Genomic DNA, 17,170 nt, shown 5'->3' with positions numbered 1-17,170 from the left:
ATCTTGACCCGGAATTCAATACTCGATCTTGACCCGGTATTGAATTCGGCCACCGACGATGGCAGACGTGAGTACGCTTTTGCCGGTGGAACTGGGGGTTTTGGGACCTCTCCAGGTCCGACAGGACGGTACGCCCGTCGCCATTCCGGGCGCCAAGCCGCGCGCCATCCTCACCATGCTCGGGTTGCACGACGGTTCGGTCGTCCCCGCCGACGCGCTGGTCAAGTTGCTGTGGGGTGACGACCCGCCGCGCACCGCCGCCAAGGCGCTGCAGACCCACATCTCCGCGCTGCGCCGCGTGCTGGGCGACGGCGTCGTGCTCACCGAGGCAGCGGGCTGGCGGCTCGACGGCGCCGACGTGGACGCGCCGCGCTACAAGTCAGCGGCCAAGGCCGGGCGTGACGCGGCGGTCGTCGGCGACACCGGCCAAGCGGTGGCGTATTTGGAGGAGGCGCTCGTCCTGTTGCGCGGCGCACCCGAACTGCCCGACGGCCCACGGGGGCTGTCCGAGAAGACACGCTGGATCGAAAGCCACGCCGCGCTGGAGGATCGGGCGGACGTGCTGCTGGCCAGCGGCCGCGCCGCGGAAGTCATCGGCGACCTGGAGGCGGCGGTCGCCGAGGGGCCGCTGCGGGAACGGCGATGGGGCCAGCTGATGCTCGCCCTGTACCGGGCCGGCCGGCAGGGCGAGGCACTCGGGGCGTATCGACGGGTGCGTTCGCTACTCGCCGACGAGCTGGGGGTCGATCTCGGGCCGGAGCTGCGGCGGCTCGAGGCCGCGATCGTCGCTCAGGATGCGTCGTTGGATGTTGCTGCGGCACAGAGCCTTCCGTCGGTCACCCGTGCGGTAACCTTCTTGCTCACCGACATCGAGAGGTCGACCGCCGCCTGGGAGGCCGACGCCGATGCCATGGCGATCGCCCTCGCACGTCACGACGAACTGGTCGAGCAGGTTGTCACCTCCCGCGCCGGGCGGCTGGTCAAAACCCGCGGCGAGGGCGATGCGACCTTCTCGGTCTTCGAGCGGCCATCTGCGGCCGCGGCCTCGGCAATTGAGTTGCAGGACGCGATCACTCACGAGCCGTGGGCGTTGCGGGAGCCCATCCGAGTCCGGATGGCACTGCACACCGGCGAGGTCGAGCTGCGCGACGGCGACTACTTCGGCCGGGCGGTCAACCGGGTCGCGCGGCTGCGGTCGCTCGCCGAGGGTGGCCGGATCCTGTGCTCCGGCGCGACCGCCGAGCTCGTCATCGACTCGCTGGCCGACGATGTCATGCTCGACGACCTGAGGATGCGTCAGCTGAAGAACCTCGCCCGGCCCGAGCATGTTTTCGAGCTGCGATTGGACACCGCCCCGGTTCCGCCCCAACCGCAGACCGCCGAGCAGCCGATGCAGCGTCCCGCCCTGCCCGCGGTGCTGGTCGGACCGGGCCCGTTCGTCGGGCGCGGCCATGAACTCGAACGGCTGCTGGCGGTGTGGCAGACCGCGCTTGCCGGTGGTGCCCCCACGGTACTGATCGCCGGCGAACCGGGCGTCGGCAAGACACGGCTGGCCGGTGAATGGAAGCAGCAGGCCCATGCACAAGGAGCCGTCGTGTTGTACGGCCGCTGCGACGAGGACCTCGGCGCGCCCTATCAGCCGTTCGCGGAAGCGCTGCGCTTGCTGGTGCCGTGCATGGGCGCCGACCGGGTGCGGGGGCTGCGCGGCGTCGAAGCATTGTTGCCGCTCGTGCCCGGGCTGACCGATGTCCTACCCGATCTCGCTCCCCGCGCTCACCCCGACCCCGAGACCGAGCGCTACGCACTTTTCGATGCCGTGGTCGCGCTGTTGGAGATCGCCTCCAGGAGTGCGCCGGTGCTGCTGATACTCGACGACCTGCACTGGGCGGCCAAGCCGACGCTGCTGCTGTTGCGGCACCTGCTGCGTTTCGGCGACCACGCTCGTGTGCAGATCGTCGGAACCTATCGCAGCACCGACCTCGACCGTTCCCATTCGCTGGCCGCGATGCTCGCCGACCTGCACCGCGACGGCACGGCAAATCGCTTGAACCTCAGCGGGCTTGACGAGGACGACGTGACCGCCTATGTCGCCGAGGCCGGCTACGACGACGAGGAGCTCGCTCACGCGCTGGCCTCGGTCACCGGCGGCAACCCGTTCTTCCTTATCGAGTCTCTGCGCCACGTCGACGAGAGTAGCGGCGTGTGGGATCAGAGCACACTACCGCAGGGCGTTCGAGAAGCGTTGAGTTGCAGGATTTCTCGGCTCCGTGCCGAGACGAACAAGGCGCTCGCCGCGGCCGCGGTGGTTGGGAGCCGGTTCGCATTGGAACTGCTCGAGAGCGTGGTCGGCAGCGACCTGGTCGACGCGTTCGACGAGGCTTGCCAGGCCGGCATCGTCATCGAAGAGCCCGGCGGCAACTACCGGTCCAACCACGCGATCGTCCGCCAATCGCTGCTGGCGGAGTTGGCGTCGGTGCGGCGCATGCGACTGCACCAGCGCATCGCCGCGGCACTGGAGACGCTGCCCGGTGCCGACGACGAACTGCTGGCCGAGCTGGCGCACCACTACTACGAATGCGCTTGGGTGGGAAATGCCGCCAAGGCAGTGTTCTATTGCCGCCGCGCCGCGGACCAGGCGATGGCGCGACTCGCTTACGAAGTAGCGGCCGACCTATACCGCCACGCCCTGCACTCGCTCGAGGAGCTCGACGACGAGCTGCCGGACCGCGACGAGCAAACGGCCGAACTGCTGATCGCGCGCTGCGAGGCGCTGCTGGCCGCGGGCGACGTGACTTCGGCGGCGGGTGCGGTCTCCCAATTGCAAGCTACGACAGTCGCTTCGGCGCGTCTGGCCGCATGGTCGACGTGCTTCGACGGTCAACTCGCGATGTTGATTCACCCCGAACGGTTGGATGAGGCGGAGGTAGCGTTGAGCGCGGCCGCCGCGAAGCTGGTCCAACTGGACGATGCCGCTGGAGAAGCCAAGGCGCACACCGTGCGGGCCGGGTGTCTGGCCCGCCTTGGGCGGATAGCCGACTGCGAAATCGCGTTGGACGACGCGCTGACCGCGGCGCGACGGGCGCGTGAACATCGCCGCGTGAACGCGGTTTTGGCGGGCGCGCCACTTGCGGCGTTGTGGGGGCCCAACCCGGTTCCGCGGGCGGGCGGTCGGTGTCTTGACGTGGTGCGGCTGCTGCGCATCACGACGGACTCCCCCGCGGTCGAAGCCACGTCGACGCGTTGCCAGGCCGTGCTGGAGGCCTATCGTGGACGCGCCACCGCGGCGCGACGGATGATCGACTCGGCCCGTCGCACCGTCACCGAGCTCGGCTTGCGGCACGCACGGCTGGAGGTCGAACAGTTCGCCGGCATCGTCGAACTCATCGTCGACGACCCTACGGCGGCCGAAGAGCATCTGCGCAAGGCCTACAACGGCTTTCGTCGGATGGGTCTCGATGCCGACACCGCCGAGACCGCGGCACTGCTGGGCCGCGCCTGCCTTGCGCTCGGCCGAGATGCCGAGGCAGACGAATTGTGCTCCGAGAGCGAGCGTCTGGCGGGGCACGCCTTGAAGGCGTCGATGGGATGGCGCACGCTGCGGGCACACCTGCTGGCCCGCGGCGGTGACCACGCCGCGGCTCGGCAGGTTGCGGAGGCGGCCGTGGCTTTGGCCGAACGCACTGACGCCCTGGTTGACCACGGTGACGCATGCCTGACGCTCGCAACGGTTTTGGATGCTGCCGGCGATGCTTCCGGGGCGCGATCCGCCGCCGAGCAGGCGGTTAGTTTGTACGAGCGGAAAGGCGCCGCGGCACTGGCGGAACGGGCGCGCGAAATTCTTGGCGCACGTGAACTTCCGACGGCCACGTCCGCACCCGAAACTCCGAGTGTCGAGTTCGATACTGAATGCGTACGGGTGGGCGAACGCGTGATGGCTGCTTTTCGCAACGAGGCCTGGGACGAGCTCGAGCTGCTGTTCGCACCCGGGGCCTCGGTCGAGAGTCACCGGAAGATCGTGGGCCTTACGCTCCCATCGGACGTGGTGCGACGTTCGGCGAGGCGCGATTTCGAGACGGGCGCCATGCGGATCGACCATGTGCTAATCGCCGTACGAGGAGAACGGGTGGCGCTCGTTCGATTGATTGTGGGCACTGCCGACGCGACTCCTGGAGCGCCCCACGACGAATTTCTCCAGCTATTCGCCATCGATGAAGAGGGTCGAGTCGCGCTGCAGGTATGGTTCGACCTCGAAGACATCGACGCCGCGATGACGGAACTCGAAGCGGCACATACCCGTTTCGAGCAAAAGCGACCACAAGCACCGAGACTGGACAACTCCGCAGCGCGTGTATTCCGGCACGTTTGGTCACACATGGCAGCTCGCGACTGGGACGCGATGGCCGAAACCGTGGCCAACGATTACGTGGGCATCGATCATCGGCGAGTCGTAAGCGCCGAGACTCAACATAGCCGTGCTGTCGTGGTCAGAGACCTGCGGGCGGCCGCCGACGTCGGCTTCACGATCTCGATGGTGTACGCCATCGCGGTTCGCGGGGACCGGCTTGTCCTGGCCCGAACTCGCGCGTCCGGCAACGACCCCGGCTCGGCGCAAAACAATGCCCTCAACGTGGTCGAGATCGACGCCGACGACCGAATCGCGACCGTCGTCACCTACGACGTCGAAGACTTCGACGCCGCCTTCGCCGAACTCGAATCCCGCTATCTCGCCGGAGAGGCGGCGCCTTATGCACAGACATGGTCGACAACAATTGACAACTACGCCGCGCTGAGCCGGCACGAACTCCCCCCGATGGCACCCGACGCCGTGACGATCGATCACCGCCGAGCAGCCGCGTTCGCGCCCGGTGAATTCCTCCAATACCTCCGTGCCGCAATCGATCAAAGCCAGCGGACCAACATCCACCCGATGGTCGTGCACCGGCTGAATGAGTTCGGCACGGTCATCACCCATACGGTGTATGTGACCTCGCGCGACGGCTTCGACGCCGAGTTCCAAGACGTCATCGTGTCCACGCTAACGGGCGACTTGATCAACCATTTCGAGCTCTTTGACGAGGCCGACCTGGACGCCGCGCTCGCGCGGTTCGACGAGCTCACCAGACCGTTAAGGCGGCTGGAAAACAAGGCGAGTCAAGTGACCGGGCGTTTCCTGGCCCAGTGGGCCGCACGCGACTGGGATACGATGACCGAGATACTGGCCCACGACGTTTCCAGTGAAGATCGCCGTGCGGTGGTGGGCTCGGGAATCCGACTCGGTCCCGAAGCCCAGATCGCAGACATGCGGGCGATCGCCGACCTGGGGCTCACCGAGATGATGCCGACCCTCATCGCGACCCGCGGAGAAACGCTTGGCCTCATGCATATGCGCTTCGCGTACCGCGACCACGGAGCCGCGGCGTTCGCCACCGAGGTCCTCGGCATCGGCGAAATAAACGCCGACGGCCGCATCGTCGGAATCATCTCTTTCGATCCCGCCGATACTGACGCCGCCATCGCAGACCTGGATAAGCGTTACCTCGCGGGCGAAGCCAGCGCTTACGCGAACATCTGGTCGGTCGTTGCGGCTAGCTACGCCGCACTGAATCGGCATGAGCTGCCGCCGTACATCGACCATCGACGGGAGACAGCGTTCGGGCCAGGAGACCTGACCGCTTACATCGGCGGCGGATGGGATGTCAATCAAGACATCAACATCCACGTCGAGGAAGTGCATCGGCTAAACCGCCAGGCAGCATTGGTCACCTACTCGGCGTGGGAGACTTCGCGACAGGGCTTCGATGCCGAGTGGCGCGGGCTTGCCCTTTTGATGGTCGCCGGTGACAAGGTCAACCGCTGCGAGGTTTTCGACGAGGCCGACCTGGACGCCGCGCTCGCGCGGTTCGACGAACTGCACCGACAGGGGCGGCGGCTGGAAAATGCGGCCAGCCAAGCGTGTACGCGCTACCTGGAGCGAGTCGTCGGCCGCGATTGGCCAGGAGTGACCGAAGTTCTGGCCGACGACTACTACACGGACGATCGTCGTCATCTGGTAGGCGGCGGCATCTACGGCCGTGATGCCGAGATCGTCAGCGCGCAAGCGCAAGTCAACGCTGGCATCACACACATATCGCCGACCGTACTTGCAGTCCGGGGTGAACGCCTCGCCCTCAGCCATCTCCGCTATTTGGCGCGCGATCACGCGCTCGAGGCCTTCGTTGTCGAAATTTTGATCGTTGTGGAATCCAACGCGGACGGCCAGTGTGCCGCGAGCGTAGCATTCGACGTCGAGGACATCGACGCAGCCTTTTAGGAGCTCGAAAAGCGTTACCTCGCAGGCGAAGCAGCGAACCACGCCGACACCTGGTCGGTCATCACGCAGGCATATGACGCCCTCAACCGCAATGAGCTCCCCGCGACAACAGCGAATTTTGAGGACATCGACCGTCGCCGCGCTGCGCGGGTGTCGCCCGGCGACCTCAAGGCATACCTGCGCACAGCGCTAGACGAGGCAGAGCGGACCCACCTCTACATCGAGACCGTTCATCGGTTGACCGACGTCGGGGCGGTCGTCAATCACGTGGCGAAAGCTACATCGCGTGAGGGTTTCGATGCCGAGTGGCGGTTGATCGACATCTTCACGGTCGAGGGGCACCTGCTCAACCGGGCCGAGATGTTCGAGGAAGGCGATCTCAACGCCGCGCTCGCACGCTTCGAAGAACTGCACCCAACGACACGTCGACCGCAGGATTCGGCAAGCCGGGCCAGCTCATTGGTCGAGCACTTTCAGACTCACTACGCGGCACGCGACTGGAGCTCGATGGGTGAGATCCCCGCCGAGGACATTTGCGTCGACGATCGTCGCCGTGGTGTCAACGCCGGAGTACAGCACGGTCGAGCTGCCGCTATCGACGATTTGCGAACCAGCGCGGAAGCCGGTTTCAAGGACTCGACCGCCACCGTCGTAGCTACCCGCGGCGAGTATCTGGCGCTGACGCGCGTCCGCATGTCCGATGGGGCTCAGCGACCTGAAGCATTCCGGGTCGACGTATTTCGTGTCCTTCGGGTCGACGCAGCAGGTCGAACCGCGGCAGTTGTGGTCTTCGACCTCGAGGACATCGATGCTGCCTTCGCCGAGCTTGATTCCCGTTACCTCGTAGGCGAGGCGGCCGCCGAGTCGCGTACATGGTCAGCCATCGTGCGGGTCTTCGATGTGCTGAATCGAGGCGAATTGCCCACGACGACACCAACCTTCGAAGACGTCGATCACCGCCTCGGGGCAATGCTGGCGCCGGGCGATCTGATGGAATACCTGCGCGCCTCGCTGGGCGCATCGGCGGGCAGCGTCTATCTCTACATCGAGGCGGTTCATCGGTTGAGCAACCGCGGAGCGGTCGTCACGCACGTCGCCTAGTCGGCCTCACAAGATGGCTTCTACGCCGAATGGCGCATGACCGACGTCTTTATGGTCGACGGCGACCTGATTGATCGCTACGAGTTCTTTGACGAAGCAGATCTCGACGCGGCGTCGCACGGTTTGACGAACTGCAACGTTAGGTCCGGCACCGTCCGCCCACACCCAGCAGATCGGGGCGTGGGCACGAACAGCAAATCGGGCCCCGAGCCGTCGACAACCCGGTACGCAAGGTTGACGTCGCCATCTCGCGCGTAGACGTTCGAGGGGTAGCCGCCATGCCCCAGAGCATGACAGCAAACCACGCCCGATCGCCCGATGTCGGCCTCAACTCTTCCGATGCGGCTCGCAGCCTCGCGAACTGCCGTCCCGCGAACGCTCGTTCATCGGGCTTGAGCAACGCGAACCGGTGGGAGGGGTCAACGACCCGCGTCCTCCGTTGTTAAACGAAATTCTGGTGTCCGTTCACCTGGCGGCGGGGGCCGATGCGTGCGGTGAATCGTATTGGCACCATGCCGGATTCGCGATAGGGTATGGGACATGATCAAGAACAGCATCGGGACAATGTTCATCGGCCACGGTGGTGGCGCTGGCGGCGGCCGCGGTGGTGGCGCTGGCGGCGGCCGCGGTGGTGGCGCTGGCGGCGGCCGCGGTGGTGGCGCTGGCGGCGGCCGCGGTGGCGGTGCCGGTGGTGGCCGTGGCGGCGGTGCCGGCGGCGGCCACTAAATCCCAAGCGTTTTCCTGTGCGTCCCTTCGATTATCGTTGCTAATCGTGGGGCGTGCAGTATTGTACTGCGCTTGGCCTGTCAAGGTTTTGAGTCTCGATGAGCCTGGCTGTCGCACGTACATGTCATTAGGCCGTACCTGTAACCCGGTGGCTGTTCCCTGACGGCAAGTCGTGTGCGGCGACGGCGGGCCGGGAAATCCGGACCCGCGATGCGCAGGCAAACCGGGTGACTGGAAGACTGCTGACATGCAAGCGATCAGTGACACCGTGCGCTTGGCCTCGCCTCAGGACGCGGCGGCCTGCGTTGCGATCTACCGTCCGTATGTCGAGAACACGGAAATCAGTTGGGAACTCGAGGTACCGAGCCCTGACGAAATGGCCGCGCGCATCGCCAACGCCCAAAAGGCCCATGAATGGCTGGTTCTCGAACATGAGGATCAGGTCATCGGGTTCGCCTACGGGCACGCATTGATCAGCCTGCCCTCCTTCAAGTGGTCCGCCGAGACGGGCATCTACATCAGCAACGACCGTCGCCGCGCCGGTTGGGGGCGCCGACTTTATGCGGAAGTGCTGCACCGGCTGGCCGAGCGCGGCTACCGACGCATCTTCGCTGGCATCACCCAACCCAACGACGCCAGCAACGCGTTCCACCGCTCGTTCGGGTTCGAGGACGTCGGCGCCTGGCCGCGTGTGTATTTCAAGAACGACCGCTGGCACGACGTCGCGTGGATGCAACTCGACCTGGGCACCGCCGACCGCGAGGCACCACCGAGTCCGCTCGGCTAGCGCACACCGATTACGTTGTGTCGCAGCGGCATCGCGCGGCTGTCACTTGCGCGTACGCAACGCGACGTAGTACTCGTGCCGCCGGGTGTTGTCGACGGTGTAGCTGACTGCTTTCGTGACGCCGTCATGATCGACGTCCACCCAGCGCTCGGTGCGCTGACGCTCGAATTCGCTCCACGACGCGACGGTGAACCGCTCGAGGAACGAGTTGGGCTCCTCGACGCTGTGATAAAGCCGCCAGCTGTGGCCACCGGTTCGCAGCCGTGACTGCCTGACATCGCGCATCGCCTCGACGAAATCATCGAGATTCTCCGGCGGCACCTGGTAGCGCACGGCCACCAGCACCGGTCCGTCTTGAGGGCACGGTTCGAACACGAGCGTCGGCGTCGGCCAGGCACTGGAAACCTCGACACTCTCCGTCCCGGTGCTCGGTAACAGCGGAAGCACGGCGACGCTGAGGGCAACAACGCCGAGCACCGCCGCCGACCACAACATCGCGACGTCAAGGTTCCACCGGGTGGCAAGGGTGCCCCAGAGATAGGCGCCGAGCGCCTGAGATCCGGTAGAGACCAACAGATACACGGACAGTCCGCGGGCCCGCACCCATCGCGGCAGCGACAACTGCGCTGCGGCGTTCAAGGTCGTCAACGTGATGAGCCAGGCCATCCCCGACAACACCAAGAACGGGAGCGCGGCCGCGAACGGGAACCAGACGACCGCCACCGGTACCAGACCGTAGGCCGCGGCAGAGATCGCCAGCAGCATGTTGTCCGACGCTCGTGCGTGCAACGGCTCTGCAGCGACCACCCCGAGGATGGCGCCAAATCCGATGCCGCCCAGCGCCACACCGTAGCCGCCGGCTCCCAGATGCCAGGTATGCGCGGCGGCCACCGGCAACAGGGCCAGGATGGCCGAGGCGGGGAAGAGGAAAAGCGCTGTGCGCAACAGAATCCTGCGAAAAATCGGACTGTTCTCGATGTATTGCAGTCCGGTGAGGATGGCTTGGCCGATGCGTTCGCGCTCGATCGGCACGATCTGCTTCGGCCGATTCCATAGCCGCAAAGCAATGATGATCGCCGAGAACGACACCGCGTTGATCGCGAAGACTGCCGCGGGGCCAAGCCAGGCCACCACGATGCCGCCGATCGCCGGCCCAATCGCTCGGGTGGAGTTCGCCGAGACGCTGCCCAAGACCGAAACCGCCGGAATCTGCTCACGCGGGACGACCTCGGGTTGAATCGCCTGCCAGGCCGGTCCGGTCAACGCCGACGCGAACCCGATGGCCAACGTGAACATCAACAGTCCGGTCGGCGTGAGGCGACCGAGGTTGGTCAGCAAAGCCAGGGCCAGCGCCACGAGCACGGCATATGTCTGCAGGAATATCAAAAGGCGACGCCGGTCGAACAGGTCGGCGAGTACACCGGCGAACAACCCCAACAGCAGCGTCGGCCCTAGGCTTGCCGTCTGCACCAACGCCACGATGACGTCCGGGCTGTGCTTTTCCACCAAGAACCACTGCGCCGCCACCGCCTGCATCCACGTTCCGATGTTGGAGATGAACTGAGCGATAAACAGGCCGCGGTATACGCGATTGCGCAACGGCGCCCACGTCGACGGTTTACGCTCCTGGCTCTGAATCACCACGCAGTCGATAATCGGCAGCCCCTCTACTCGGCAGTGCCCCCCGACGAAGCTGACTGGCGCTCTCTGACGTGGCGGGCAACGGGTTTCGCGTTGTTCACGGATTAGAAGTTTATGACACCCACGCTCCGGCTTCTCGACGCGGATACCTACTCCAACCATCGTCGATACGGCGGCCGTGCACCTCGCCGATAGGGTGATTCGCATGTCCGACGCGGACCGGAAACCACGCCGGCCGCTGTATTTGCTGGCCGACAGCCAGCTGCTGTTCTGGAAGCACCGGAACCGGCCGTTGCTGGCGGCGGCGCTCGACGGCCTGCCGCGCGACGCGCGTCTCAGCGCGGCCTACATCGGCGCCTCCAACGGGGACCGCCCGGAGTTCTACGAGATCTTCGAGGCGGCGATGGACACCATCGGCATCACCAGCCGTCGCATGATCGATTCGTCGTTCGGCCCTGAGGAACGCGCGTTCCTTCAAGGCAGCCAGTTGATCGTCCTCGCCGGCGGCGATGTGCGGTTGGGCTGGACCACGTTCGAGAACACCGGGATGAAGGACGCGATCCTCAGCCGCTACACCGACGGGGCGATCCTGGTGGGCATTTCGGCCGGCGCGGTCCAGCTCGGGCAATACGGCATCGACGAGACACCCCCATCCGGCGCGACCGGGTTGCTCGAGGTGTTCAAGCTCGTCCCCGCGATCGTCGACACGCACGACGAGCGTGCCAACTGGGCGCGGCTATCGCGCACGGTTCGATCGCTGCAAGGAGCGGCCACCGGGCTCGGGATCCCGTCCGGGAGCGGAGTCATCGTCCACCCGGATGGGGGCATCGAGGCGCTGCGGCGCGCGGCGTACCAATTCCGGTTCCAGGGCTCACATGTCACGCACTCGCTGTTGCGCGTGGAAAGCTAAGTCCGACAAAAGTTTTAGGAGCTGCTCCCGTTCGCAGGCGCAGCTTCGAGAATCGCGACCTTATCCAGGCCGCTTATTCCGAGGACCCGAATCAGCAAGCGGTGGACGATGATATGCAGCCCGTCGGGGATGTCGGCATGGTCGAAAAGCGCGTTGATTCCGGCGCTATCCAGGTACTTGACCGTGCTGAGATCGATGGTGATCGGCTGGCGGGTTCCCGCACTTGCCGCGTTGAGTGCCTTGACGAGCTGGTCGACGTTACTGAGATCGATCTCCCCCGTCGTGGTCACCCGGGGTTCCCGTCCGGGCCGTGGTCGGTGCTCAGCGTGAGCGCGGCGCGCATCAGGCGATCCTCGCGTACAAGTGAACTGTGGTACCAGTTTCCGTGGAGCGAATTGTCATGTCCTCCAACAGACCTCGCATCAGGTTGATGCCGCGGCCCCGGTTGGCCGCGGGGTCGTTGCGCGGGGGCTTCCAGGTGCCGCCGTCGACGACGGTCACATGCAGGGCGTCGACGAGTGCGGTCGCGTGTACCGATACCGTGCCCCCGGGTTCATCGCGGTAGCCGTGTTCGATTGCGTTGGCGACGGCTTCTCCGACGGCGGTGAGCAGGTAGGCGATTTGATCCGGTTCGACGCCTGCCCGGGCCAGCCAGCCGCGCAACGCATTACGGCTCGGGGCCAGGTGATCGAGATCGGCGGCGAAGTTCATCGACAGCGAAGCGGGCTGCCGGTAGAGCAGCATGGCCACGTCATCCAGATAGCCGCCCGCCGGCTCGAGCCGGACCATGAGATGGTCGGCCACCTCGTCGAGCGACTGGGATCGGCCGTCCTGAATCAAAGCGGTCGCGGTGGCGATGCCTTCGTCGATCGAGTGCCCGCGGCGTTCTACCAGGCCATCGGTGTACAGCAACAGCGTCGACCGCGGCGGCATCGTGACGCACACTTCGGGTCGAGTCCAGTCCGACCGCAGCGCCAGCGGTAGTCCGTGTTCACCATCGAGTTGCTCGGCATTTCCGTTGGCGTGCACCATGATCGGCGGCGGTTGGCCCGCATTCGAGTACACCAGCTCCCCCGTGTCGAGGGTGAGCACCGCGCAGAACGCGGTGGTGCAGCGGGCACCGGGCCAGCCGCGCGGCGAAGCGGTCCAACCCGGTCAGGACGGCGCCGGGACCGAGTCTCTCGAGCAGCAGCGCGCGGCACGCGCTGCGGAGTTGACCCATCACCGTCGCGGCGGCCAAGCCGTGGCCGACGCAGTCGCCGACTATCAACGCGACGCGCCCGTCTTCGAGATCGACCACGTCGTACCAGTCGCCGCCAACCTGCAGCGGTTGGCTGGCCGGGTGGTACCGGACCGCAAAGCCTTCCGGCAGAGACGCCGGGCCGAGCATCGCGTGCTGTAACGCCAGGGCAGTTTCGCGTTGCTCGTCCAATTGGTAGACGCGGTGCAGGCCTTGACTGAGTCGCCCGCCCAGCACCTTCAGCAGATTGTGGTCCTCCGCGGTAAACGGGCGATGCTCCGCCAAGTCGATCCATACGACCAACACTCCGCGGGGATGCTGCAGCGAGATGCCTGCCGTGCCAGCCTCTCCGGCCGCGGTGGTGAGTACGTCGGAATCGCGCAGCGACTCGATCAGCAGCCGATGACGTTGCGGCACTTCGTCCCAAGCACAGGGCTCGCCGGCACATAACAGTGCCGGTGCGCGGTCCGGCGAAGCGTCGCGGACGAACGTCGCGGCCAGAACACGACGCGCATTCCACGTCTGCCGAAGTTCTCCGACCGCACCCCGCAGGGTGTCGTCAAGTGTATCTGCTTGTGCCAATTGCTGATTCAGCGCAGACAGGGTAAGCTGGCTCTGCACGATGTAGTGCTCGGTGGTGATGTCGCGCAGAGTGCCAACCATGATTTTTCGTCCGGTGTCCGGGTCGTCCACATGGTTGAAGTTGGCCGCGACCCACAGCTGGTGCCCGTCCCGGTGGACCGCCGGAGTGGAAATGGCGCCCTGGGTTTCGTTCAGCAGTTGCTCGAAGACACCCTCGACTTGCCGGCGGGCTTCGGGAGCGGTTTCGGCGGCGGGCCACCACGGATGGGGCGGCACATAGGGCAGCTGTTCGGGACCGTAGCCCAGGATCTCGGTGAATGCGGAGTTGATCTCGATCACCGCACCGTATTCGTCGCAGACGAAAAACCTTCCTGCAGCGAATCCACCAGCGCGGTGCGCCACCGGGTGTGGTGGCTGCGCAGCCGTCACAGTTCGACGTTGGCGCGTATCCGGGCCAGCAGTTCGGCGGCGGCGAACGGCTTGACGAGGTAGTCGTCGGCACCGGCCAGCAAACCTTCGATGGAGGCTTCCTGCCCCGCACGGGCCGACAGCAACAGCACCGGCAACGCCGCGGTGCAGGGATCTCCGCGCAGCGCGGCGAGCAGTTGCAGACCATCCAGGCCGGGCATCATGACGTCGCTGATCACCAGGTCGGAGCTCTGCGCGTGGATGGCCTCGAGCGCCTGCTGCCCGTCGGTGACGGCCGTGACCTGGTAGCCAGACGTCTGCAGCAGGCTGGTCAGGTATTCGCGCATGTCGGCGTTGTCGTCGGCGACCAGCACGCGTGTCCGTTCGCCGTCCGTGCCGGCCGGGGCGGCGGCGGTCATCATCGCCGTGCTGCTCGCGTCGGATGGCGTGAGGCCGGGATCGCCGGGCAGCCAGCGCAACGCCTCCTGGACGTAGGGTGCGGCGATCACGCCGGTCGTCGCGCGTGCCGCCGGCGGCGCCGAGACTTCATCGGCCGGCAGATGGGCCGAGCCAAACGGCAGACGGATGGTGAAGCAGGTCCCGACGCCCTCCTGGCTGTCGACCACGATGGTGCCGCCGTGCAGCCCGACGAGCTCTTTGACCAGAGCCAGCCCGATTCCGCTGCCCCCGGTGGAACGCGCGCGTGCGTTTTCGATGCGGTGGAAACGCTCGAACAGGCGCGAGATTTCGGCGGCGGGTACGCCGACGCCGGTGTCGGACACCGTGACGACGGCATCGGTGTCGTCGCGGCTCACCGCGATCCGGATGGTGCCGTCGAAGGTGAACTTCAACGCGTTGGAGAGCAGGTTGAGGATCACCTTCTCCCACATCTCATGATCCAGATAGACAGGTTCGTCGAGCGGCGGGCAGTCCACCGTGAACGCGACGCCGGCCCGCTCGATCGCCGAGCGGAACACGCTGGCCAAATCGGCTGTGACGGGAGACAATTCGACGGGCTCGAATCGGGCGCGCATGCGTCCCTCCTCGATACGCGAAAAGTCCAGCAACGTATTGACCAGCTTCGCCAACCGCAAGCCGTTGCGACGGACGAGTTCCAGCTCTCGGCGGGCCTGCTCGTCCAGCCCGGCCCGGCCGCGCAACTCGTCGACGGGTCCGAGGATCAAGGTGAGCGGAGTGCGGAATTCGTGGGGCGACGTTCGAGAAGAACGCCGTCTTCGTCCGGTCCAGATCAGCCAGCTCCTCGGCCCGCTGCTGCTGAGCTCGATAGCTGCGCGCGCTGCCCACGCCCGCGACGATGTAGCCCGCGACCAGCTCGACGAAGCCGCGGTAGCCGTCGTCGAGCTGGCGGTACCGGTTCAGCCCCGCCACCAGGAATCCCACCGGTTCCCCGCCCTGCTGCAGCAGCGGCACCACGAGGGCCTGCGTGGGCGGCGCCGGCCAGGCGCCGGTCGGCAGATCGTGCGCTTCGCTGTCCAGGTCGATCAGCTGGGTCACGCCCTGCGCCAATATCTCGGTGGGCCAGTCGGAACGGCCCCCGGCAGGCAATATCTGGGGCGCCGCGGGATGCCCGGGCTCGATTCCGCTGACCCCGGCCAGCAACGCGTCACCGCGCTGGCCGAACAGATAGGTCGCCGTAAAGGGCAGGTCGTACGGATTGTTCGCGAGTTGCCGGGCGGCGTGGTCGAGCATCTGGCGCTCGGTGCGTACGACGCTGAGGTCCGAACCCAGGTCGCGCAGCGTTGCCATGCGGCGCGGGGCGATCACTCGATCGGTGTCTTCGCGGACCACGCACAGCATCCCGACGATGCTGGCGTCGTCGTCGCGCAGCGCACTGTAGGAGAAGGTGTGATACGACTCCTCGGGGTATCCCGACCGCTCGATGATCAGCAGCAAACCCTCGTCCCAGGTGGGCTCCCCGGTCTCCAACACGCTCGCGATCCGCGGACCGATGTCAGCCCAGATCTCGGCCCACACCTCGCTGGCCGGGCGGCCCAGCGCCCAGGGGTACTTGCGGCCCAGGGTGTCTCGGCGGTAGGCGGCATTGCAGAAGAACGTCAGCTCGGGGCCCCATGCCATCCACATCGAAAACCGCGACGACAGCAGGATGTCGACAGCCGTACGGAGGCTTTGTGGCCAGTCCTCCACCGGCCCGAGCGGGGTGGCCGCCCAGTCGACGGCTGCCAGGTCAAGAGCGATCTCCTGGTCTGCCCGGAAAACCACTGCCCATCCCTTCCGAAATGTGCTCAGACCCTCTGTCGCTGCCCCTAGCGGGTCCCTCAAGAGAACCATCACCCTGGGCTTCGTCGCCAGGCTTTTCGCTGGATAGCCCACAATTGTGACGTTTGCTCGGGCGGGCGGATTCGATAAATCGACTATCCGGTTTGCACCCGCTATTGCGGGTGGCCCGCCAGGTAATCGGCGACGGGGATCGGTGCCGATGCGGCATAGCCGATGGGCAGCAACACGTCGCCGGCGGTCGTGACGTAGTAGACGTCCCAGCGGTAGAACGTGGCAAACGCGGCGGGATCGGCGCCGATCAACTCGGCGTAATCGTCGACCGCCTGGACGTATTGGTGTGCGTGGTTGTAGCTGTAGATAGCCCGGTCGCGGTCGGTGGCAAAGCCGTCGGCGGCCAGCATGCGCCCGGCCGCCATGATGCTGTCGTGGGGCGAAGCGATGTCGCCGCCTTGGCCGTAGGACGCGAACGTCGACGGCAGGAACTGCATGGGGCCCAGCGCGCCGGCGGTGCTCACCCCGTTGATGCTGCCGAAGCGGGTCTCGACCAGTTTGATCGCGGCCAGGTAGTTCCAGCCGACGCCGGACTCCGCCTCCGCCGCGTGGTAGTAGCCGATCAGCTCGTCGGCCGGGGCCGGCGGGTCGATGCGCCAGGCCGGCACCGTGTCCCGCACGTGCGCCATCGCCTGAAGCTGTCGACGGGCGTCGACATTGCGGTCGTGGACATCGACCAGGGAGGCCGGGATCAGCGGTCGGATGGTCGTATCCCACTCCGGATGCCGACCGACGGCCCGGTAGGCCGCTTGTTCGCGGCGCGCCGCGGCCGCCAGCGCTGCATCCGGCGTCGATGGGTCGCGCAGCGCGAGTTCGTCGGCGACCAGATCGTTGGCCAGCTGGGCGGGGTCGGAGGCCAGCTGAGGCTGCACACCGCGAGGCACACCGGGCGCTTCGGCGAAGGTCGTCGGGACGGGCGAGGCCGTGGACTGGGGGCAGCCGACGACCGTGAGCACGACCATCGCGACGGCGAGTGGCCCATGTTTACGCTTCATCGCGTCCTTGACTCCTGCGGCTGTTTGCCCCGCAGCGAGTCTTTCGGATCGGACGACTGGACTTCAATCATTGTTCAGGCCGGGCAAGCAGATGGGCGCTCCGTCGCAGGTGTTCGCCCGGTTGCTCGTGCCCGAGCGACGTAATCTGAGTCGTCAAATA

At 66.2% G+C, this 17,170-nt stretch carries 6 protein-coding genes and 2 pseudogenes; 3 read left to right on the top strand and 5 right to left on the bottom strand.

Translation table 11 applies throughout. The annotated features are described in order from the left end of the window. Window positions 1-85 precede the first annotated feature (85 nt). Window positions 86-7,554: pseudogene (locus T428_RS24875) on the top strand (ATP-binding protein). Window positions 7,555-7,876: 322 nt separating this feature from the next. Here T428_RS24875 and T428_RS33100 read toward each other — a convergent pair. Beyond that, entirely contained in the window at window positions 7,877-8,134 is a 258-nt protein-coding gene (locus T428_RS33100; RefSeq protein ID WP_025735018.1) for a hypothetical protein, read from the bottom strand. 175 nt (window positions 8,135-8,309) lie between these two features. On the opposite strand from T428_RS33100, the gene T428_RS0101085 reads away from it, so the two are divergent. Continuing rightward, window positions 8,310-8,924: a GNAT family N-acetyltransferase gene (locus T428_RS0101085; RefSeq protein WP_245604689.1), complete on the top strand. Its 615-nt coding sequence runs from the start codon at window positions 8,310-8,312 to the stop codon at window positions 8,922-8,924. 42 nt (window positions 8,925-8,966) lie between these two features. On the opposite strand, the gene T428_RS0101080 is transcribed toward T428_RS0101085, so the two are convergent. After that, window positions 8,967-10,568 (bottom strand): MFS transporter, encoded by a 1,602-nt coding sequence (locus T428_RS0101080; protein ID WP_025735016.1) that lies wholly within the window; start codon window positions 10,566-10,568, stop codon window positions 8,967-8,969. Between the two features lie 202 nt (window positions 10,569-10,770). Here T428_RS0101080 and T428_RS0101075 point away from each other — a divergent pair, with 202 nt between their 5' ends. Further along, on the top strand, window positions 10,771-11,475 hold the full coding sequence (locus T428_RS0101075; protein WP_025735015.1) for a Type 1 glutamine amidotransferase-like domain-containing protein: 705 nt from the start codon (window positions 10,771-10,773) through the stop codon (window positions 11,473-11,475). A gap of 14 nt (window positions 11,476-11,489) precedes the next feature. On the opposite strand, the gene T428_RS24870 is transcribed toward T428_RS0101075, so the two are convergent. The 3 genes and pseudogenes from T428_RS24870 to T428_RS0101045 form a co-directional block, all read right to left on the bottom strand. Continuing rightward, on the bottom strand, window positions 11,490-11,765 hold the full coding sequence (locus T428_RS24870; RefSeq protein WP_051465086.1) for an STAS domain-containing protein: 276 nt from the start codon (window positions 11,763-11,765) through the stop codon (window positions 11,490-11,492). A gap of 52 nt (window positions 11,766-11,817) precedes the next feature. Further along, window positions 11,818-16,015, bottom strand: a pseudogene (locus T428_RS33870) (SpoIIE family protein phosphatase). A 101-nt stretch (window positions 16,016-16,116) separates the two neighbouring features. After that, entirely contained in the window at window positions 16,117-17,010 is an 894-nt protein-coding gene (locus T428_RS0101045; protein WP_025735010.1) for a lytic transglycosylase domain-containing protein, read from the bottom strand. Between the last annotated feature and the right edge of the window lie 160 nt (window positions 17,011-17,170).

It is taken from the genome of Mycobacterium genavense ATCC 51234 (assembly GCF_000526915.1).
Classification (GTDB): Bacteria; Actinomycetota; Actinomycetes; order Mycobacteriales; family Mycobacteriaceae; genus Mycobacterium; species Mycobacterium genavense.
Note: the sequence above shows the minus strand (reverse complement) of the source record. Positions and strands in the feature narration are given on the sequence as shown.